Here is a 20,650-nt window from a genome sequence, read left to right as displayed (position 1 = left end):
CCGGGTAGGCCGTTCTTTTTCTCGAACGAACGTTTGGAGGGAAGAACATGCCGGAGAAGACGCTGATCGAAGCGATCCGCGAGGCCATCGATGAGGAGATGGCCCGGGATCCGCGGGTCTTCGTGGTGGGGGAGGACGTGGGCCCGCGGGGCGGGGTGTTCCGGGCCACCATGGGATTATGGCAGAAATACGGGGAGTGGCGGGTGATCGACTCCCCGCTGGCGGAGCTCTCCATCGTGGCCATCGGCATCGGGGCGGCCCTCAACGGCTTCCGCCCCATCTGTGAGATCCAGTTCGCCGACTTCATCCATCCCGCCTTCAATCAGATCGTCAACGAGGCCGCCCGCTTCTTCTACCGCTCCGGGGGCGTCTACAACGTCCCCATGGTCATCCGCGCCCCCTACGGGGGCGGGATCAGCGGCGGCCTTTACCACAGCCAGAGCGTGGAGGCCTTCTTCGCCCATGTGCCCGGCCTGAAAGTGGTCATCCCCTCCAACCCCTACGACGCCAAGGGGCTGCTGAAGGCGGCCATCCGCGACCCGAACCCGGTGCTCTTCTTCGAGCCGAAGAAGGGCTACCGGCTGATCAAAGGGGAAGTCCCCGACGGGGACTACATCGTCCCCATCGGCCCGGCGAAGGTGACCCGGGAGGGGAGCGACCTCACCGTCTTCGCCTATGGGATGATGCATTACTACGCCCTCCAGGCAGCCGAGATGGTGGCGAAGGAGGGGATCGATGTGGAGGTGGTGGATCTGCGGACCCTGGCCCCGGTAGACAAGGCGACGATCCTCAACTCGGTGAAGAAGACGGGGAAGGCCCTGATCGTCTACGAGGACAATCTGACCCTGGGCTATGGGGCGGAGGTGGCGGCCATCCTGGCCGAGGAGGGCTTCGAATACCTGGACGGCCCGGTGATGCGGCTGGCGGGGCCGGATGTGCCGGGGGTGCCCTTCAGCCCGCCGATGCAGGACTTCTTCATGCCCAGCCCGCAGAAGATCGCCGAGGCCATCCGGCGGCTGGCCCGATATTGAGGGCCCGCGTCCAGTGATGCCCCGGCTTTCTCGGGACCCTGAAGGCAAGCCACAGCGATCGTCGTGCGTGCGAAGGAGGCCTTCCGATGCCGACCCAGGTGATCATGCCGCAGCTGGGGGAGAGCGTGGTGGAGGGGAAGATCCTCCGCTGGCTGAAACGGGAGGGAGAGCCGGTCCGTCAGTTCGAGCCCCTGCTGGAGGTGGAGACCGAGAAAGTCACCACGGAGGTAACGGCGCCGGCCGATGGGGTGCTGCTCAAGATCTATTTCCCCGAGGGCGTCACCGTGCGGGCGGGGACGCTGATCGCCATGGTGGGGCAGCCGGGGGAGCCGGTTCCCGAACGTCCCTATCGGGTGGGCCACGGCGGGGAGATCGAGCCCCTGGAGGAGGCCCCGGCCGTCGCGCCCGCAGCCGCGGGTCTCCCGCCTGCCCCGGAGCCGGCCCCGGCGGGCCGCCGGGAGGGTGGTCCGCGCATCTCCCCGGTGGTGGCGAAGATGGCCGCCGAATATGGGATCGATCTCTCCAAGGTCCCGGGCACCGGGGAGGGCGGCCGCGTCACCAAGAAGGATCTCTTGGCTTACATTGAGCGGATGAAGCTCCAGCCGGCCGGCGTTCCGGCGGCCCCCCAGGAGGCGGAGCTGCCGCCCTGGGAGCAGCCGGGGACCGGGGAGCTCTTCCGGCCTACCGAGGAGGTGTTGCGAGCCGCTCCGGCCCCGGCCGCGCCTCCTGCGCCCGCGGCCCCGCCGCCCCCGCCTGCTGCCCCGGCGATGCCCTATGAGATCCTCCCGCTCACCTCGATCCGTCGGGCCATCGCCGAGCACATGGTCCGCTCCAAGCACACCTCCCCCCATGTGACCACTGTCTTCGAGGTCGATATGAGCCGGGTGATGGCCCATTATGAGGCCAACCGGGCGGCCTTCGAGCGGGAGGGGGTGCGCCTGACGCTCACGCCGTATTTCATCATGGCCGCCGTGGCCGCCCTCAAAGCCTACCCGATCCTCAACAGCACGTGGACCGAGGAGGGGATCCGGGTCTACAAGGTTTATCACATCGGGGTGGCGGTCTCCCTGGGGGAGGAGGGGCTGATCGTGCCGGTGATCAAGAACGCGGACACCTATAGCTTGATCGGGCTGGCCCGGGCGGTCCACGATCTGGCGGAGCGGGCCCGCAAGCGTCAACTGAAGCCCGATGAGGTCCAGGGCAGCACCTTTACCATCACCAACCACGGTGTATCGGGCAGCCTCTTCGCCACTCCCATCATTAACCAGCCCAACTGCGCCATCCTGGGCGTGGGGCGCGTCCACAAGCGTCCGGTGGTCGTGGAGACCCCCCAGGGGGATGCCCTGGCCATCCGCCCTATGGTCTACCTCACCCTGACCTTCGACCATCGCATCATTGATGGCGCCCAGGCGGATGCCTTTATGAGCAAGGTAAAAGCGGTGCTGGAGAACTGGACGTAGGGAGTCCAAGGGGAGCAGTTTCTTCAGAAACGAAAAGCGTGTAGCTGCACTTTGCGGATCATGTAGGATCGCCATAAATACCCACACGCCGGAGGACAGAGATGAACCCAGCATCCGGGTCCTGGCTCCGGGTGGCCCGGGTTTCGGATGTTCAGGCCGCGGGAAACCATGGTGATCCGAGCCGGCCGTCACATGATCGCTCTGTTCGCTGAGGGAGATCGCATCTACGCGATCGATAACCGGTGCCCGCATATGGGCTTTCCCCTCCATCGGGGAACCCTCCGCGAGGGCCTGCTCACCTGCCACTGGCATCACGCCCGCTTCGACCTGCAGACAGGAGGCACCTTCGACCTGTGGGCGGATGACCTGATCGTCTTCCCGGTGGAGATCCGCGGAGAGGAGGTGTGGGTCAACCTGCACCCGCGGGAGGATCGGCACGCCCAGACTCGAGCCCGTCTGGAGGATGGTTTGAAGCATCATCTACCCCTGGTCCTCGCCAAATCGATCCTGCGCCTCCTGGACCTGGGGGAAGATCCGGTGGAGATCTTCCGGATCGGGCTGGAGTTCGGCGTGCATTATCGCCAGGCCGGCTGGGGGCCTGGGTTGACGATCCTGACGGCGATGATGAACATGCTCCCCTATCTGGATCCCCGGGATCGCCCCCGCGCCCTTTACCATGGCCTGGACGCGGTGGCCGAAGATTGCGAAGGGGCCTCCCCCCGATTCCCGATCCGCCCGCTCCCGGGCCCGGCCTCAGATCCAGAGCGTCTCCGCCGCTGGTTTCGGCAATTCGTGGAGGTGCGAGATGCGGAAGGGGCGGAACGCTGCCTGGCATCGGCGGTCGAGGCAGGCCTCCCCCCGCTCGCCATCGCGGACATGATTTTCGCTTCCGCCACCGACCATCGCTACATAGCGATAGGCCATGCTCTGGATTTTGCGAACAAGGCATTCGAAGCGCTGGAGATCGCAGGCTGGCAACACGCCGGCCCAACGTTGACCAGCCTCGTCCCGATCCTGGTGAGCGGGGAGCGCATGGAGGAGAACGCGGCCTGGCGTCATCCGGTGGGCCTGGTAGCTCTCCTGGAGCAGGCCTTTGAGATATTGCCTACCATCCCGGCAGCGGATCCAGCCTCAAAGGGGAAATGGACTGGCCCGGAGAGGCTGATCCCCGTGCTGCTGGGGGATCAGCCGGTGGACATCGTCGAGGCCCTTCTGGAGGCCCTGCAGGAAGGGGCACCATGGGAGGAAGTGGCCGGCACGGTGGCCGCTGCGGCGGCCCTGCGGATTGTCCGGTTCTCCATGAACAACGAGTTCAGCGACTGGGACACTGCGCTGCACACTTTCAGTTTCGCCAGCGCCGTTCATCAGGCGATGCGCCGGTTCCCCTCCCGCGCCCTCCTGCGGGGAGTTTTCGACGCGGCGATGAGTGTCTACCTAGATCGCTTTCTGAACATCCCGCCGGCCCCTCTCCCCGAGGAGGGCTCCGCCATGGGAGATCCCGACCATGTGGAGGAAACGCTCCAGGCTCTCCTTAACCGGCAGGCCGCAGTGCAGGAGGTCGCCTCCGCGGTGGCCGGTTATCTGCGGGCAGGGGGCGAGGCGAGCCGCTTGCTGGCAGCCCTGGGGCATGGGTTACTGCGCGAGGATCGAAACTTCCACACCATTCAGATGATGGAAGCCGCCTTCCGTCAGTTCTCGATCTGGCGCGGAACCTCTCCGGGGGACTGGGCGCTGATCGCCGCCGCCCGCTATCTGGCCGCCCACGTCCCAACCCGACGGGCCCAGGAGCAGACTTACCGCATTGCCGAGCGTCTTCATCGGGGCGAGCGTCTGTATGAGGAGCTTGCAGGGATGGGGCAAGGAGAACGCTAACGCTCAGCGGGGCCCATGTTCGATCGCCCGTAACACCGTTAACCGCCACCTACGAGGGGTAACCCGGCCTCTGCCCGGAGCGTCCAGTAATCCTCCCACGTGTCGATGTCCCGCGGAAGCGGCAGATCCAGGGGGACCTCGGCTACCCACTCCGGGTGTTCCGCCATTAGCTCCCAGAGGACCTTTTCCCCGATCCGCGCTTCCAGGGCCTCAAACAGAGCCCGGGCGACCAGAACAGGATGCCCCCGCCCCTCGCGATAACGGATCACCTGAAGGGGCCGTCCGCGCTTCCGCCATCCATCCAGCATGACCTGCGCGGCTGACAATGGAAGGGTTGGCTGATCCCCCAGAAAGAACATGACGGCATCTGCCTCCCGCGCGGCCTGCAGGCCGGTCTGGATCGAGACCGCGCAAGCCTGCGCCCCCTCTGGCACCTTCACCGGGATCGCCCCCAGGGCCTCCAGCCGGGGAGCAAGCGGGGCTGATGAAGGGCCCAGGACGACCACAACCTGCCGGAGGGGCAAACCCATAATCCTCTCCACGATATGCTCCAGCACAGTCTGTCCATCCCAGGGAAGCAGATGCTTCGGCCAACCGAGTCGGCGGGAGCGACCTGCCGCCAGGATGATCCCGCTCACATCGCCCATAGCTGTCATGCTTCCTGTGTGGGGACAACTGGAAGGAGCAGGCGGGCAACCACGGTCCGCTTACTGCCCCCGTTCTGGCTGAGCAACCGCTGGCGTGTAGCGGGCAGGATCCGCGAGGAACGCCTGCCGGCAATGGGCGCAACAGAAATAGAACCGTTGCCCCCCCCATTCCACGTGATAGCGGGCTGTCGCCACCTCCACTTCCATCCCGCAGACCGGATCCCGGGCCCGCGGAGAAGTCGATTCCAACGAAACCATCCGTTCAGCCATCGCCCGCCGTCGCTCCTGCATGATCTCCGCCATCACCGCAAGGGCGATCTCCTCCTGGGTCACTGCCCCGAGGTCCAGGCCCGCAGGGGCCCGAATTCGCCCCAGGTCCGCTTCGGACCACCCGGACTGTTGCAGGAAGTTCAGGAGCGCCTGGGCTCGACGGCGGCTGGCCACCAGGCCAATGTAGCGGGCAGGGGTGCGCAGGGCGGCCGCCAAGGCTTCCTCGTCGTAGTGGCCCATCGAGGCCACCACCACATAGAGCTCGTCGTTCGGGGAGAAAGCAGGCATAGCTTCCAGGGGCGTGAGCCGGATCCCCGATGTCTCCTCCGGGGAGGGCATTCGCTGGACCAACCGAGTGACTTCGTATCCCAAAACCTGGCCGAACACGGCCAGGGCCTGGGCCAGGGGGGATTCCCCGAAGATCAACAGCTGCGGCTCCCGGACCCACGGCTCCAGGAAGACCTCCAGCTCCCCCCGGCTGGGGCAGGCCATGGTCGCCACGGTGCGGGCTTCTTCTTCGATGTCCTCCCCGTTCGCCTCCGGTGCGATGCGCAGGAGGCGCGGTCGGCGGCTCGCCAGCACGGCCCGGGCCTCCCGGAGGATGAGATCATGAGCGCAGCCCCCGCCCACCCAACCGTAGATCCGTCCATCGGCGGTGATCACCGCTCGATCCCCTACGTGCGCCGATACTGGAGGCTGCCGGCGGACCACGGTGGCGATCACGAACGCCTCCCCGCGCGCCTCCAGATCCCGGATCAGCTCATCCAGCCGAAGCCCCCCGCTCAGACGCCAGCCCATCGGACCTCACCCTCCATCCCTGGCAGAACAGGTTGTCCTGCCGATCCGGCCGGGGATGGGGCAGGCCTCTGAAGCATCCGCCCCATCCCCGGCGCTCTCTCTGTGTTCACTCGGTGATCCCGTGTTCCCGCAGGATCCTCCAGATCTTCCATGGGGTGATGGGCATGTCAATGTGGCGCACCCCCAGATGGGACAGTGCGTCCACCACGGCGTTGACGAAGGCAGCTGGGGAGCCCACGTTGGCCGACTCGCCCACCCCTTTGGCCCCCAGCGGGTGATGCGGGGACGGCGTCACTGTGCGGTCCAGCTCCCATCGTGGGGTCTCCACGGCGGTGGGGATCAGGTATTCCGTGAAGTTCGAGGAGAGGCAGTTGCCGTTCTCATCGTAGGCGATCTCCTGCATGAAGGCGATGGCGAAGCCCTCCGTGAGGCCGCCGTGGATCTGGCCCTCCACGATCATCGGGTTGATCACCGTCCCGCAATCATCAACGCCCACAAACCGCCGGACCTTCACCTGTCCGGTCCCCTTATCGATGTCCACCACACAAACATAGGTTCCGAAGGGGAAGGTGAGGTTCGGGGGGTCGTAGTAGTAAACGGCTTCCAGGCCCGGCTCCATCCCCGGAGGGGGGTTGGTGTAGGCGGCGAAGGCCACCTGGGGGAAGGTCACGGACTTTCCGGGGACGCCTCGGACGATGAAGCGCCCTTCCTCCCAGACGATGTCCTCCTCCGCCGCCTCCAGCAGATGGGCGGCGATCTTGCGGGCCTTCTCGCGGATGCGGCGGGCGCACATCGCTGCCGCCGCCCCCGCAGTGGGGGTGCTGCGGCTGGCGTAGGTCCCCAAGCCGTAAGGGGCGGTGTCGGTATCCCCTTCCTCGACCAGCACATCCTCCACCGAGACCCCCAGTTCATGGGCGATGATCTGGGCATAGGTCGTCTCATGGCCCTGCCCCTGATGCCGGGTGCCGAAGCGAGCCAGGATCTTGCCGGTGGGATGGACCCGGATCTCGCAGCTATCGAACATCTTCAGGCCGGCGATGTCGAAGGTATGGCTCGGCCCGGCCCCCACGATCTCCGTGTAGGAGGAGATGCCGATGCCCATTAGCTCGCCCCGACGCCGGCGCTCCTCCTGTTCCCGCCGGAGCTCCTCATAGCCGATCAGCTCCAGCGCCCGGTCCAGGGCCGCCACATAGTTGCCACTGTCGTAGGTCCAACCCAGGGCCGAGCGATAGGGGAATTTCTCTGGAGGGATGAAGTTCCGCCGCCGCAGCTCCGCCGGGTCCATCCCCAGCTCGTCCGCCAGGATGTCCATCGCCCGCTCGATCAGATAGGAGGCCTCGGTCACTCGGAACGAGCAGCGATAGGAGATCCCGCCAGGGGCCTTGTTGGTGTAGACAGCGTCCACCTCGGCGAAGGCCACCGGGAAGTCATACGAGCCCGTGCAGATGCTGAACAGCCCAGCGGGGAAACGGGTGGGGTTCGCGGAGGCGTCGAAGGCACCATGGTCGGCGATGGTCTTCACCCGCAGGGCTGTCACCTTCCCCTCCCGGGTGGCTCCCAGCTCCACCATCATATGGTAATCCCGGGCGAAGGAGGTGGAGGTCAGGTTCTCCGTGCGCGTCTCCACCCACTTCACCGGGCGTCCCAGCATCATCGAGGCCACGACGGCGCACACATAGCCGGGGTAGATCGCCACCTTGTTCCCGAACCCCCCGCCGATGTCCGGTGAGATCACCCGGATCATGTGCTCGGGGAGCTTGGTCACCAGGGCCAGTAGCGTCCGGTAAGCATGAGGAGCCTGAGAGGTCACATAAAGGGTCAGCCGACCGGTGATCCGATCGAAGTCCGCAATGCAACCACATGGTTCTAAGGGCGCCGGATGGACCCGCTGGAATCGGATGCGTTCCCGGATCACCACGTCGGAGCGCCGCAAGGCTTCCTCGGTTGCTTCCCGATCCCCTACCTCCCAGTGCCAGATGTGATTGGTTTTCTGCTCCCGGTCCTCCCGCAGAACCGGCGCGTCCGGCTCCAGGGCCCGGAAGGGATCTACCACCACCGGGAGGGGCTCGTAATCCACCTCCACCGCCTGGGCCCCATCCACCGCTGCCTCCCGGGTCTCCCCCACCACCGCGGCGACCTCCTGATACTGGAAGAGCACTTTGCCCACCGCCAGGACCATCTGCTTGTCCCCGGCCAGGGTGGGCATCCAGGCCAGGCCGAGCTCCTCCAAATCCTCTCCGGTGATTACTGCCAGCACGCCGGGGATCGCCTTCGCGGCATCCACGCGGATGGACCGGATGCGGGCGTGGGCATAGGGGCTGCGCACCAGGGCCAGATAGGCCATGCGGGGCAGCACGATATCGTCCAGGTAGCGTCCACGGCCCTGAATGAACCGCATGTCCTCCTTCCGTCGAACCGGATGGCCCAGAACGGCATGGGCTTGCTCTGGGAGCGCCATAGCGACCTCCTGAGCGACAGGATCACATTCAGGCGGCCATCTCCTGCGCGGCGTGCTGGATGGCTTTGACGATGTTCATGTATCCCGTGCATCGGCACAGGTTGCCGGAGATGGCGATGCGGATCTCCTCCTCGCTGGGGCGGGGGTTCTCTTTCAGGAAGGCGTAGGCGGCCATCAGCATGCCGGGCGTGCAGAACCCGCACTGAAGGCCATGGTGTTCCCAAAATGCCTTCTGCAGGGGGTGCAGTTCGCCGTCTTTCGCCAAGCCTTCCACGGTCATGATCTCCGCCCCGTCGGCCTGGATGGCGAACACGGTGCAGCTTTTGACAGCCTCTCCATTCAGAAGGACGGTGCATGCCCCGCAGCTGGTCGTATCACAGCCCACATGGGTTCCTGTGAGCCCCAGCGTGTCCCGGATGAAATACACCAGGAGTGTGCGGGCCTCCACCTCCGCCTCGTAGGGGCGGCCGTTGACGGTCACATGGATCCGCTGGCGAGCCGCAGGCCGGGGGGCCTCCACGGCCTCGGGCGTGGACCCCCGGCGCGGCGCTCCGGTCGTCCGCTTTCCCTTGCGAGCCGGCATCGTTCCCTCCCGGATCTCAACGAGATGGAGCGGGTCCTGGTCTTCTTCCCCCTCACGCCCCTGGGATGCGTCCCAGGGCTTTCCGGAGGGCCCGGATCGTCAGAACACGCACCATGTCCCGTTTGTATTCCGCGGGCCCCCGGGTATCGCTGTTGGGCTGAGAGGCCGCGGCGGCCAGCTCCCCCGCCCGGGCGATAACGCCCTCATCCAGCCGCTTGCCGATCAACCACTCCTCCGCCTCCCGTGCCCGCAACGAGGTCGGCCCGACCGCGCACAGCCCAATGCCGGCTTTCCGGCAAATCCCGTCCGCATCCAGGGCGATCTGGACCCCCACAGCGACCACAGCGAAGTCGCCTACCTTGCGCTCGATTTTGAGATAGGCGCCTGCCTCCCGCGGCCCGGGAGCCGGAACCCGGATCTCCGTCACGATCTCGCCGGGTTCCAGAGCCGTCATGAAAGGCCCGGTGAAGAACTCCTCCAGCGGCATGGCGCGCTGGCGGATCCGGCGGCCCTGGGGGCCGGTGATCACCACCTCCGCCTTCGCCGCCAGGAGGGCTGCCCCCCAATCCCCTGCCGGATCCGCGTGGGCGATGGAGCCTCCAACGGTGCCCCGATTGCGCACAATGGGGTCGGCGATGACCCGCGCTGTGTCCGCCAGGAGCGGGTAGCGTTGTTGGATCAGGGGGGCTCGCTCCACCGTGCGATGGCGCACCATGGCCCCGATGCGGAGGACCCCCTGCGCCTCTTCCAGGAGGTCCAGGCCGGGGATGCGATGGAGATCGATGAGGATCCTCGGGTTGACCAGCCGGAAGCGCATCATGGGGATCAGGCTCTGCCCCCCGGCGAGAAGGCGGGCGTCTGGACCGTGTTGTTGCAGGAGGCGGATGGCCTGATCGAGAGTGGATGGGGCGACATACTCGAAGGGTGCCGGGAACATCGTTGACCCCCTTTCCTACGGGATGATCACCGCGCGGCCGATGTAACGGCGGTTCTTGAAATCATCGATGGCCTGGTTGATCTGGCCCAGCCGATACTGCCGGGTGTGCACCTTCACCAGCCCGCGGGCGTTGAGGTCCATCAGCTCCACCAGCTCCGTGTAGTTCCCCACCAGGCTTCCGGCGATGGCCATCTCGTTGAAGATCATCTGCACCGTGGGGACCTCCAGCTTGCCGCCGTAACCAACCACGAAGTGGGTCCCGCCCCGCCGCAGCATCTGCCAGCTTTGTTGCTCAACCCCCGCCTCCCCGACGAAGTCGATCACCACGTGGGCCCCTCCTTGGGTGAGCTCCCGGACCTCGGCCACCAGGTCCGGGCCGCCGGCGAGGACGTGATCCGCCCCCAGCTCCCGGGCCAGTTGGCGGGCGGCCTCCGAGATGTCCACGGCGATGATGCGAGCGCTGCAGAGGGCGCGCAGCGCCTGGAGGGCGATGTGGCCCAGACCGCCGATCCCGATGATCACACAGGAGGTTCCCGGAGGGAGCAATTTCGCCGCCCGCTTGGCGGCCCGATAGGCGGTGAGGCCCGCATCGGCCAGCGGGGCCACATCGGCAGGGGTCACCCCATCGGGAAGTTTAACCAGGGCCCGCTCGTTCGTCACCAGATATTCGGCGAACCCCCCGTTAGCGTTCAGACCAGGGAAGACGCCCCGCTCGCAATACATATCCTCCCCTTGACGGCACGCCAGGCATACTCCGCAGGTCCGGAGAGGATGGCAAATCACGGCATCCCCCGGCTTCACCGAGGTCACCGCGCTCCCCACCTCCTCCACCCAGCCGGCGTTCTCGTGGCCAGGGATGTAGGGGAGCAACTTCCCGTCTGGATCCAGAATGCTCCGCCACACGCCTTCGATGATGTGCAGATCGGTGCGGCAGAGGCCAGCTGCCCCAATACGCACAATGACTTCGTCCGGAGCAGTGATCTTCGGCTCCGGGACCTCCTCAATTTGCAGCTGGACGTTCAGATGCGGGTCATACTGGTAGAGGCGGGCCGCTTTCATGGCTGACCTCCGATGAATAATCTTAAAGGGCCCAAGGATATCCTTGCGGATCATGCCTTGGGCCCTAAATTCCTCTTCGGGGGCCTTCTATCCATCCGGGTTTACGCCACCTGAGCCGCCAGCCGCTGGCCGATGGGATCGCGCTGGAGCTTTTCCCGCTGGGCAGCGATGTCGATCCCATAAAGGCGCGCCGCGTTCTCCCCCAGGATCTTGCGCTTGGTCTCCAGCGTCAGATCGACCCCGTATTCCTCTCGGATATCCGGGGGCAGTTCGAAGGCCATGAACTTCTCGATGATCCAGCGGGGCGACCAGAGGGCGTAATCGCTGCCGAAGAGGATCCGATCCGGCCCCAGCCAGTAGAGGAGGTTCGCAATGATCTCGGCGAAGTAACGCGGACGGGAGTGAATGAAGGCGATGGCCACCGCCAAGCCCGCGTAGACGTTCTTGTCCTGCTTCGCGATCCAGCAGAAGTCGTCCAGGCGCGGCAGACCACAGTGTTCCACAATGAAATTCAAATCGGGGAAGTCGGAGGCCGCTTGATCCACATCATGCACATCGAAGGCGTCCTTGTTCAGCGGATAGATCGTGGGGCCTTTATGGACGTGGATGTTACGGATCCCCAGCTCCCGGCAGAGCTCCAGATAGCGGTAAGCCATCGGGTCCGTCAGCCGCCAGCCCCGGGACTCCCCGCGCCACTCCGCCGTGTAGAGCTTCAGGCCCTGGATCGGATATTCCTCGACCATCCGCCGGAACTCATCCAGCCCCTTCTCCCCCCAGCGGGGATCGAAGGTGCCGCATAGGATGAAGCGCTCGGGATACTTCTGCTTGAGGACGTAGTTCTGGACATGGGTGTTGAAACCGTTCTTGAAGAACTCGGTGAGATAGGTGGAGTTAAAGATCCCCATGTCCACATAGCCTTCGAGGAAGAGGTCCCGGATCAGCGTTTCCTCATCGTATTTGCAGTATTTATCGAAGGGCCAGACGTAATCGGCGGGGCTGAGGGACTTGTGGTAATCGTAGAAGCATTGCATCCAGCCCTCTCCGTATTTGTTTCGCCAGTTCTCCGGGCTCCCATCCCAGAAGTGGATGTGTCCGTCGATCACGAAGATCTCCTGTCCATCGACGCGGATCATGGGGCACCTCCTTTCCGGCTGGCCAGCAGGGCCTGGCAGAGGAATGCATTGGACCTGAAATTTAAAAGGCTGGCGCGGCTGCGCCGCAGGTAATCCTCTAAGGCCTCCGGGGGGATCGGGGTTCCCTCGGGATCCAGCATCAAGGGGGCTTCCGGGCGGCTGTCCAGGCCCAGCTCCTGTCGGCGCTCCAAATAGCGGGAGACCACTTCCCCGGGTTCGATCCGCACCAGCGTCCCATCCGTCCGGCGGGCCCACCAGGCCTCCTCCCTCTGAAGGAGATCCGCCAGCTGCATCGCGCAGATCTCCGAAGGGGAGAAACCCACGGCGCGGAGAGCGCGCAGGAGGGCGAAATGACGGCTCAGGTAGCTCTTGCGCCGGAAGAACTGACGGAGCTCATCCAGCGAGCCCAGCGCCTCTCCGGGGAAAGTCTCTTCGAAGGAACGCCCATCCTGAATGGCGGCCTCGATGGTTTCCGAAGCGAAGTGATCCAGCAACCGGATCCGAACCGTGCGGATGCCTTCCACTTCGAGGAGCGCGCGCCGGATGTCCTCCGCCATCATGAACACGAAGTTGGGGGCGCACCAGAACGTGGGCAGCCGGAGGGTCACGAGGGCGCATGAGCCCTCCACCACCACCGCCTCCACAAACCCAAGCCGGACGATGGACTGATCCAGCTCGGGATCGAGAACGCGATCCAGCGCTCGCCAGAGCTGCGCCTGCGCCGAATCCATCAATGGCCCCTCCCTTACCCCAATGGGACCCCTCCCGCTGGGACTGCCCGTGGGCCCACGGAAAGAGGCGATCGAGAGCCCTGGCCTTTGAAGCCCAATGGAGTCCCAAGAGAGGAAGCCACAGTTTCCATTATGATAAAGCCAATCACCGAAATCTGTCAAGGTTTACCTTGCGAATAATATAACAATTTTGTGAAATTTAGATCAGGCGGATTTCATGAGATCCTGCCGATGGATCTCGCCGGTGGGGGCGAAAAGGCCTCCAGGCGTTTCGGGCCATGCCATTTTTCGACAGAAATCGGGAATGCGGGGATGATCGAAGGGGGGCGCTCGCCGCTCCAGGGTTCCGGCCGCAGCTCCCCCTGGGGCGAGGCCGGGCGCCGGAAAGCCCCTCAATGAGGGAGGCGGCGATGGACGTCCTGGAAGCGATCATGACCCGTCGCATGGTCGGGAAGGTGCGGCCGGAGCGGCCGCGTCGAGAGGAGATCGAGACGTTGCTGCAGGCCGCGGTGCGCGCGCCCAACCACCGACTGACCGAGCCCTGGCGGTTCGTGGTGCTGACCGGCCCCGCCCTGGAGGAGCTAGGTGAGGTCTTCGCCCAGATCCTCCGCACGGTCAAGCCGGAGGCCACCGAGGCGGAGCTGAACCGGGAGCGGGCCAGGCCCCAGCGCGCCCCGGTGATCATCGCCGTGGCCTGCCTCAAGGGCCGCGACCCCATCGAGACCCACGAGAACATCGTGGCCACCGCCGCCGCCATCCAGAACATCCTGCTCGCCGCCCACGGGATGGGCCTGGGAGCCTATCTGCGCACCGGAGAGACCGCCTATCACCCCTTGCTGTTGCGCTGGCTGGGCCTCCCTGAGGACGCCCAGTTCATGGGCTTCATCTATCTGGGCTACCCGGCCCCCGATGCGCCGCCCCGCCAGACCCCCCGCCGCCCCATCGAGGAGGTGACTGAGTGGCGGGGATGGCCCTGAGCGTCGGAGCCTCCTCGTCCCCACCGCCTCCCATCCGGAGGGGAGATCGGACGATCGTTTGTTGCCTCTCTCTCCTCTCGCATATAATGGCGATAAGCCTCGCCGCAAGAGAGATCCCGGGCCGGAGGGTGCCATGTTCGATCGGGAGAAGCTCCAAGAGTTGGCGGCCGCGCGGGACCGCTGGGAGGAGACCACGCTTCAGCAATGGCTGGCCCGCATGCCCGAGCGCCAGGAGACCTTCACCACCGTCTCCGGGGAGCCGGTGGATCGCCTCTACACCCCCCTCGACCTCCCCGACTTCGACTACATGCGTGATCTGGGGTTCCCCGGCGAATACCCCTTCACCCGCGGCATCCACGCCACGATGTATCGGGGCCGCCTCTGGACGATGCGCCTCTTCGCCGGATACGGCACCGCCGAGGAGACCAACGCCCGGTTCAAGTATCTGCTGGAGCACGGCCAGACCGGCCTCTCCATCGCCTTCGACCTTCCCACCCTCTACGGCTACGACACCGATGATCCGATGGCCGAGGGAGAGTTCGGCAAGTGCGGGGTCGCCGTCTCCTCCCTGTTGGACATGGAGATCCTCCTGGACGGCATCCCCCTGGATCAGATCACAACCTCCATGACCATCAACGGGCCGGCGGCCATCATCTGGGCGATGTATCTGGCCGTGGCGGAGAAGCGGGGCATCCCATGGGATCAGATCGGCGGGACCACCCAGACCGACATCCTCAAGGAATACATCGCCCAGAAGGAGTGGATCTTCCCGCCGGAGCCCTCCATGCGCCTGGTCGTGGACATGATCGAGTTCGGCTCCAAATACGTGCCGAAGTGGAACCCCATCAGCATCAGCGGCTACCACATCCGGGAGGCGGGGGCCACGGCGGCCCAGGAGCTGGCCTTCACCCTGGCCGACGGCTTCGAATACGTCCGCTGGTGCCTGCGGCGGGGCCTGGACATCGATTCCTTCGCGCCCCGCCTCTCGTTCTTCTTCAACTGCCACAACGATTTCTTCGAGGAGATCGCCAAGTTCCGGGCTGCCCGCCGGATCTGGGCCCGGGAGATGCGGGAGACCTTCGGAGCCAAAAACCCCCGCTCCTGGTGGCTGCGCTTCCACACCCAGACCGCCGGCTGCACCCTCACCGCCCAGCAACCCTACGTGAACGTGATCCGGGTGGCCATTCAGGCCCTGGCTGCCGTGCTGGGGGGCACTCAGTCCCTTCACACCAACTCTCTGGATGAGGCCCTGGCCCTGCCCAGCGAGTTCGCCGCCAAGCTCGCCCTGCGCACCCAGCAGGTCATCGCCTACGAGAGCGGGGTGACGAACACGGTCGACCCCCTGGGAGGCAGCTACTACGTGGAATACCTGACCAACCGCCTGGAGCAGCAGGCCTACGAATACTTCCGCAAGATCGAGGAGCTGGGCGGGGTGATCCCCGCCATCGAGGCCGGCTTCTTCCAGCGGGAGATCGCCGAGGCCGCCTATCGCTACCAGAAGGAGATCGACGAGAAACGCCGCATCATCGTGGGGGTGAACGAGTTCGTAGAGGAGGAGGAGGTCAAGCCGCCTATCCTCCAGATGGATCCCGAGGGGGAGCGCCGGCAGCGGGCGCGCCTGCAGAAGCTGCGCATGGAGCGGGATAACGAGCGGGTGGGGCAAACCCTGGCTGCCCTCCAGGAGGCCGCCCGCAAGGAGAACGAGAACCTGATGCCCTACATCCTGGAGGCGGTAAAGGCCTACGCCACCCTCGGGGAGATCGTCCGCGCCCTCAAGGCCATCTGGGGAACCTGGCAGGAGCCGTTGATTATCTGAGCCGGATCCCGCAGATCGGGGAAGCGCCTGCCGGGGGAGGGATCTGCGATCATCGGGAATGCCCTTATGCGCGTTCGCTGGCTCCGCATCGGCCTGGGCCTGGGGCTGGTCGCCCTCCTAACCTTGAGCCTCCCGGCCTCCGAGCCCTCCCGTTCCCTGGAGACCCGTCTGACCCTCCTGCTTCAGGGGGAAAGCTTTTACTTCCCGGAATGGGCCCTTCAGGCCTGGGCGGAGAAGCTTCTTCTCTCCGTAGCGAACCCTCAGGCCTTCCTGGACGACGAGACCCAGCGCCGGGCAGTGCGGCGCTACCTCCAGCGCTTGTCGGAGGCCCGGGAGGCGGCGGCCGCCCTGGAACGGGAGGTCTCCGGGCCGACCCCGCCGGATCCGGGCGCCATCGCCGCGCTCCGGAGGCGGTGGGAGGAGGCCCACGGACGGACTCAAGTCCTCCGTCCTCTGGCCGAGGCCATCCTCTCCGAGCAGCTCGGCGTGATCCTGGCCCAAGAGGGGCTGGCCCTCCTGGGCCAGCCGATCCCCCCCGTTCAGATTCGCCTGACGGCCATGCCGAACCTGATGGTCCTCTCCCCGCGGGAGCGCATCGCCCTCACCACCTCCTTCCCCCTGCGGGCCGACCTCACCGCCGACGAGATGGATCGCCTGGAGCGGCGGGTGGATGGGCAGCTCCACGTCTCCTCCCTGGTGGTGCCCCTGGGCGGCCTGGCCTTCTACCCGGCGATGATCATGGAGGCCACCGGGCTGCCTGAGCTCACGGAGATCATCGCCCACGAGTGGATCCATCACTGGCTCTTCATGGGGCCGTTAGGGTGGTTTTACGACCGCCCGGAGGCCCGCACCATCAACGAGACCGTCGCCGATCTGGCCGGGAAGGCCTTGGGCCGCGCCTGGCTGGCCCGTTTCTACCCCGAGGATCTCCCGCCTCCGCCAGCGGACGCGGCCCCCGCGCCGGCTCCCCCGGAACGGCCGGCCTTCGATTTCGGCCGGGAGCTGGCGAAGACCCGCACCGTGGTGGAACGCCTGCTGGCCCAGGGTGAGGTCCGCCGGGCGGAGCTCTATATGGAAGCCCGTCGGCGGGTTTTCGTCGCCCACGGTTACGCCCTGCGGAAGCTGAACCAGGCCTACTTCGCCTTCTACGGGGCCTACGCCGCGGAGGAGGGGGCGGCCGGCGCCGAGGACCCCATCGGCCCGCGGGTCCGCCGGCTGTGGGCCCAGAGCCCCTCCCTGCGCGCTTTCCTCTTCCGTATGCTGTTCATCACCGACCTTGCCGGCCTGCGCCGCGCCCTGGGGGAGCCCCTTCAATAGTTGACGCCGCGGGCGGAAGGGATTAGAACTCCGCATGGGCGCGGGTCCGTTGGGGGAGTCCGGGTGAGCCGGGCTGAGAGGGCGGCCGAATCCGCCGCCGACCCCTCGAACCTGATCCGGATCATGCCGGCGGAGGGAAAGCGGGCGCGCCGCAGATCTCACCCCTTCTGCCTCCTTCGGCCCCCTGGCTCCCTTCGCCCGGAGATCCGCAACGGGAAAGCGGCTTTACAGGGCTCTGTCCTTCGAAGGATAGGAGCGAAGCGATGAAAGAGGAGATCGTGATCGTCGGGGGCGGCATCTGCGGGCTCTCCATCGGCTGGTTCCTGGCCCGCTCCGGGTATCCGGTCACCCTCCTGGAGCGCGGAGGCGCGGGCCTGGGGGCGACCTGGGCGGCGGCCGGGATGCTGGCCCCCCATGCCGAGGCGGAGCCCGGCGAGGAGGGGCTGCTGCCCCTGCTGCGGGCCAGCCGTGACATGTGGGCGGACTTCGCCCGGGAGCTGGAGGCCGCCTCCGGCATCCCGGTGGATTACCGGGACGAAGGCACCCTGGTGGTGGCCCTGGATCGGGACGACGCGGAACGATTGAGGTTCCTCTATGAATTCCAACGGGGCCAGGGGTTGCCTACGGAGTGGCTCTCCGGCTACGAGGCGCGGCGGATGGAGCCGCACCTCTCCCGCTCCGTGGTGGCCGCCATTTACAGCCCGCAGGATCATCAGGTGGACAACCGGAAGGTCGCCCGGGCGCTGGTCGAAGCCTTCCGGCGGGCCGGGGGTCGCCTGCGGGAGCACACGGAGGTGACCGGGATCGTGATCGATGAGAACCGGGTCCTGGGCGTGCGCCTGACCCGGGGGTTCCTGGAGGCCCGCACCGTCATCCTGGCCGCCGGGGCGTGGTCCGCCCAGATCCCCGGTCTCCCCGAAGAGGTCCGCCCGCCGGTCCGCCCGGTCAAGGGCCAGATGCTGGCCGTGCAGATGCCTCCGGAGGCCCCGCTGATCCGGCACGTCGTCTGGGGGCCGGACGCCTATCTGGTGCCCCGACGGGACGGCCGGCTGCTCATTGGGGCCACCGTGGAGGAAAAGGGGTTCGACGCCAGTCTCACGGCGGGGGGCATCTTCCGGTTGTTGCGGGGGGCCTGGGAGATGCTGCCGGGCATCGACGAGCTGCCCATCGTGGAGATGTGGGCGGGCTTCCGGCCCGGGAGCCGGGACGATGCCCCCATCCTGGGGCCGACGGGGGTGGAGGGCCTGATCCTGGCCACGGGGCATTACCGCAACGGCATCCTGCTGGCCCCGATCACTGCCTATGCGATCCACCATCTGATCGCCCGGGGGGAGCTCCCCGAGATCGCCAAGCCCTTCACCCTGGAGCGGTTCCGATCCAGGGCGCCGGTTGCCCCTTCGGGATCCGGGAGGTGAAGCGATGGAGCGCACCGGAACGTCGGAAGCAATCCTGACCGTCAATGGGCAGCCCTATTCCTATCAGCCGGGGACCATCCGGGAGCTGCTGGCCCGCCTGGGCCTGGACCCGGACCGGCCGGGGATCGCGGTGGCGGTCAACGCTACGGTGATCCCACGTTCCGAATGGGAGCGCGTCGCCCTTCAGCCGGGGGACCGTGTGGAGATCGTCCACGCGGTGGCCGGTGGATGAAAGCCCTGTAAACCGTGGGCATGTAGGGGCAAGAGCGGCTTGTGCCGCGACTTTGGGCCATCGAAGGTGAAGATGTGGGGCTGAAGCCCCTTTGTAAGCCGAAATTCATTTCGGCATCTATGTTGTAGGAGCGGCTTCCGCCGCGCCCTCGTGTCATCGAAGACGGGGGTTCGGGGCTAAAGTCCCTCCTACCAAAGATCAATTTTTGTATTTTGTAGGAGCGGCTTCCGCCGCGAACTTGCGCCATCGAGGACCGAGGTTCAGGGCTAAAGTCCCCTGTCGGGAAGAACGATGATTGGCAGAGCGGCTTTTGCCGTGACCCATTGCTTCGATCGAGGGGGTGAGGGATGAGCGAGCCGCTGGTGATCGCGGGGCGGGCCTTCCGCTCGCGCTTGATCCTGGGGACCGCCCGTTACCCCAACCTCCAGGTGATGCTGGATGCCCTGGAGGCGAGCGGGACGGAGATCGTCACCGTGGCCATCCGGCGCGTGCGCCCGGGGGCCGACGGGGAGAACCTGTATGATCTGCTGAAGGACCGTTACTTCATCCTGCCCAACACCGCTGGCTGCTTCACCGCCCGGGATGCCATCCTCACGGCCCATCTGGCCCGGGAGGCCCTGGGGACGAACTGGATCAAGCTGGAGGTGATCGGGGACGAGGAGACCCTGTATCCAGACACGGAGCAGCTGTTACAGGCGGCTGCCGAGCTGGTCAAGGATGGGTTTGTTGTGCTGCCTTACTGCAACGATGACCCGGTGGTCTGCAAGAAGCTGGAGGACATGGGTTGCGCGGCGGTGATGCCCCTGGGGGCGCCCATCGGCTCTGGGATGGGGATCCTGAACCCCTACAACATCCGGCTGATCCGTCAGATGTGCACCGTGCCGGTGATCGTGGACGCCGGGGTGGGGACGGCCTCGGATGTGGCCATCGCCATGGAGCTGGGGTGTGATGGGGTGTTGCTGAACACGGCGGTGGCCCAGGCGCGGGATCCGGTGAAGATGGCCCGGGCGATGCGCCTGGCGGTTGAGGCTGGGCGGCTGGCCTATGAAGCGGGGCGCATCCCGCGCCGCCTTTACGCCGTGCCGTCCAGCCCGATGGAGGATCGCATCGAGATATGAGGCTGCCCCAGCCCCCCCTGTTGGTGATCACCGATCGCCGTCGGGCCCGGCGGCCCCTCCCAGAGCTCCTGGGGGAGCTGTTCGCGGCGGGGGTGCGCTGGGTGATGGTGCGGGAGAAGGACCTCCCAGAGGCGGAGCTGGCCTCGTTGGTAGGGGAGATTGTGCGGCGGGCGCGGGTCTGGGGGGCGGCGGTGGTGGTGAACGGCCATGCTGGGGTGGCCGCGGCGTGTGGGGCGGATGGCGTGCACCTGCCCCAGGGGTTCTCGGTGGCCGAGGCCCGCCGCCTCGTCGGACCAGACCGCTGGGTGGGGGTGTCCGCGCACAACCTGGAGGAGGCGCAGCGGGCAGCGGCGGCGGGTGCGGATTACATCACCCTGAGCCCGATCTTCACCCCTCTGAGCAAGCCGGGCTACGGGCCGCCGCTGGGCCTGGAGGCCCTCCGGCAGGTGGCGCGCGCGATGCCCATCCCGGTCATCGCTCTGGGGGGGATCACCCCGGCGAACGCCCGCTCCTGCCTGGAGGCCGGGGCCGCCGGGGTCGCCGTGCTGGGCGGCCTCATGGAGGCGACGGATCCTCAAGAGGCCGCGAGGGCGTATTTTCAGGCAATGTCCCCTCTGACGTCCAATGAATCTGATTCAGGAACTCATCTCAAAACCCTGGGTGGGTAGTATCCTCGATCTTGAGGAACCTGATCCAGGGGGAGGCGATGGCGTTTCGGGAGCGGAGCGAGGAGCAATGGGCGTTCCTTGCCTGCTCCCTCATTGCTTGGAGAGTTTTGAGATGAGTTCTTAGGATG

The 20,650-nt window shown here is 66.3% G+C and carries 18 protein-coding genes and 1 riboswitch; of the genes, 10 read left to right on the top strand and 8 right to left on the bottom strand.

The window, feature by feature from the left end; translation table 11 throughout:
- Positions 1-47: 47 nt before the first annotated feature.
- The 3 genes from CFB18_RS08500 (at position 48) to CFB18_RS08490 (ending at position 4,363) form a co-directional block, all read left to right on the top strand.
- The gene (locus CFB18_RS08500; protein ID WP_088571381.1) at positions 48-1,031 is read left to right on the top strand and encodes an alpha-ketoacid dehydrogenase subunit beta; all 984 of its coding nucleotides are present in this window, start codon (positions 48-50) and stop codon (positions 1,029-1,031) included.
- An 86-nt stretch (positions 1,032-1,117) separates the two neighbouring features.
- On the top strand, positions 1,118-2,491 hold the full coding sequence (locus CFB18_RS08495) for a dihydrolipoamide acetyltransferase family protein (RefSeq protein WP_088571380.1): 1,374 nt from the start codon (positions 1,118-1,120) through the stop codon (positions 2,489-2,491).
- 147 nt (positions 2,492-2,638) lie between these two features.
- On the top strand, positions 2,639-4,363 hold the full coding sequence (locus tag CFB18_RS08490) for a Rieske (2Fe-2S) protein (protein ID WP_200808138.1): 1,725 nt from the start codon (positions 2,639-2,641) through the stop codon (positions 4,361-4,363).
- 38 nt (positions 4,364-4,401) lie between these two features.
- Here the strand turns inward: CFB18_RS08490 and CFB18_RS08485 are convergent, their stop codons facing one another.
- The 8 genes from CFB18_RS08485 to CFB18_RS08450 form a co-directional block, all read right to left on the bottom strand.
- Positions 4,402-5,010, bottom strand: a complete 609-nt coding sequence (locus CFB18_RS08485; RefSeq protein ID WP_159461656.1) for a nucleotidyltransferase family protein — start codon at positions 5,008-5,010, stop codon at positions 4,402-4,404.
- Between the two features lie 60 nt (positions 5,011-5,070).
- Positions 5,071-6,078 (bottom strand): XdhC family protein, encoded by a 1,008-nt coding sequence (locus CFB18_RS08480; protein WP_088571378.1) that lies wholly within the window; start codon positions 6,076-6,078, stop codon positions 5,071-5,073.
- A gap of 106 nt (positions 6,079-6,184) precedes the next feature.
- Positions 6,185-8,536, bottom strand: a complete 2,352-nt coding sequence (locus CFB18_RS08475) for an aerobic carbon-monoxide dehydrogenase large subunit (protein ID WP_088571377.1) — start codon at positions 8,534-8,536, stop codon at positions 6,185-6,187.
- A gap of 28 nt (positions 8,537-8,564) precedes the next feature.
- Complete coding sequence (locus CFB18_RS08470; protein ID WP_088571376.1) at positions 8,565-9,119, bottom strand: (2Fe-2S)-binding protein; 555 nt, start codon at positions 9,117-9,119, stop codon at positions 8,565-8,567.
- A 52-nt stretch (positions 9,120-9,171) separates the two neighbouring features.
- Complete coding sequence (locus CFB18_RS08465; RefSeq protein ID WP_088571375.1) at positions 9,172-10,056, bottom strand: FAD binding domain-containing protein; 885 nt, start codon at positions 10,054-10,056, stop codon at positions 9,172-9,174.
- A 15-nt stretch (positions 10,057-10,071) separates the two neighbouring features.
- Entirely contained in the window at positions 10,072-11,115 is a 1,044-nt protein-coding gene (locus CFB18_RS08460; RefSeq protein WP_088571374.1) for an NAD(P)-dependent alcohol dehydrogenase, read from the bottom strand.
- A 101-nt stretch (positions 11,116-11,216) separates the two neighbouring features.
- The gene (locus CFB18_RS08455; RefSeq protein WP_088571373.1) at positions 11,217-12,248 is read right to left on the bottom strand and encodes an amidohydrolase family protein; all 1,032 of its coding nucleotides are present in this window, start codon (positions 12,246-12,248) and stop codon (positions 11,217-11,219) included.
- Positions 12,245-12,979, bottom strand: coding sequence for a metal-sulfur cluster assembly factor (locus CFB18_RS08450; protein ID WP_088571372.1), 735 nt, complete (start codon positions 12,977-12,979; stop codon positions 12,245-12,247). Before CFB18_RS08450 ends, CFB18_RS08455 begins: the two co-directional genes overlap by 4 nt.
- A gap of 410 nt (positions 12,980-13,389) precedes the next feature.
- Between CFB18_RS08450 and CFB18_RS08445 the strand changes: the two genes are divergently transcribed.
- The 7 genes from CFB18_RS08445 (at position 13,390) to CFB18_RS08415 (ending at position 20,522) form a co-directional block, all read left to right on the top strand.
- A complete protein-coding gene (locus CFB18_RS08445) occupies positions 13,390-13,956 on the top strand; it encodes a nitroreductase family protein (RefSeq protein WP_200808137.1) in 567 nt (188 codons plus the stop codon).
- A 133-nt stretch (positions 13,957-14,089) separates the two neighbouring features.
- The gene (locus CFB18_RS08440) at positions 14,090-15,772 is read left to right on the top strand and encodes an acyl-CoA mutase large subunit family protein (protein ID WP_088571370.1); all 1,683 of its coding nucleotides are present in this window, start codon (positions 14,090-14,092) and stop codon (positions 15,770-15,772) included.
- A gap of 66 nt (positions 15,773-15,838) precedes the next feature.
- Positions 15,839-17,089 carry a hypothetical protein gene (locus CFB18_RS08435; protein WP_088571369.1) on the top strand — a complete coding sequence of 417 codons (1,251 nt, stop codon included), beginning with the start codon at positions 15,839-15,841 and terminating at the stop codon, positions 17,087-17,089.
- Positions 17,090-17,130: 41 nt separating this feature from the next.
- Positions 17,131-17,245: riboswitch (TPP riboswitch) on the top strand.
- Between the two features lie 107 nt (positions 17,246-17,352).
- A complete protein-coding gene (gene thiO / locus CFB18_RS08430; protein ID WP_088571368.1) occupies positions 17,353-18,504 on the top strand; it encodes a glycine oxidase ThiO in 1,152 nt (383 codons plus the stop codon).
- Positions 18,505-18,508: 4 nt separating this feature from the next.
- Complete coding sequence (thiS, locus tag CFB18_RS08425) at positions 18,509-18,736, top strand: sulfur carrier protein ThiS (protein WP_088571367.1); 228 nt, start codon at positions 18,509-18,511, stop codon at positions 18,734-18,736.
- A gap of 347 nt (positions 18,737-19,083) precedes the next feature.
- Complete coding sequence (thiG, locus tag CFB18_RS08420; protein ID WP_088571366.1) at positions 19,084-19,854, top strand: thiazole synthase; 771 nt, start codon at positions 19,084-19,086, stop codon at positions 19,852-19,854.
- Positions 19,851-20,522 carry a thiamine phosphate synthase gene (locus CFB18_RS08415; RefSeq protein ID WP_088571365.1) on the top strand — a complete coding sequence of 224 codons (672 nt, stop codon included), beginning with the start codon at positions 19,851-19,853 and terminating at the stop codon, positions 20,520-20,522. The genes thiG and CFB18_RS08415 overlap by 4 nt, the downstream gene beginning before the upstream one ends.
- Positions 20,523-20,650 lie beyond the last annotated feature (128 nt).

It is taken from the genome of Thermoflexus hugenholtzii JAD2 (assembly GCF_900187885.1).
In the GTDB taxonomy this organism is placed as follows: domain Bacteria; phylum Chloroflexota; class Anaerolineae; order Thermoflexales; family Thermoflexaceae; genus Thermoflexus; species Thermoflexus hugenholtzii.
The sequence above is the reverse complement of the archived record's forward strand: the minus strand, read 5'-3'. Positions and strand labels throughout refer to the sequence as shown.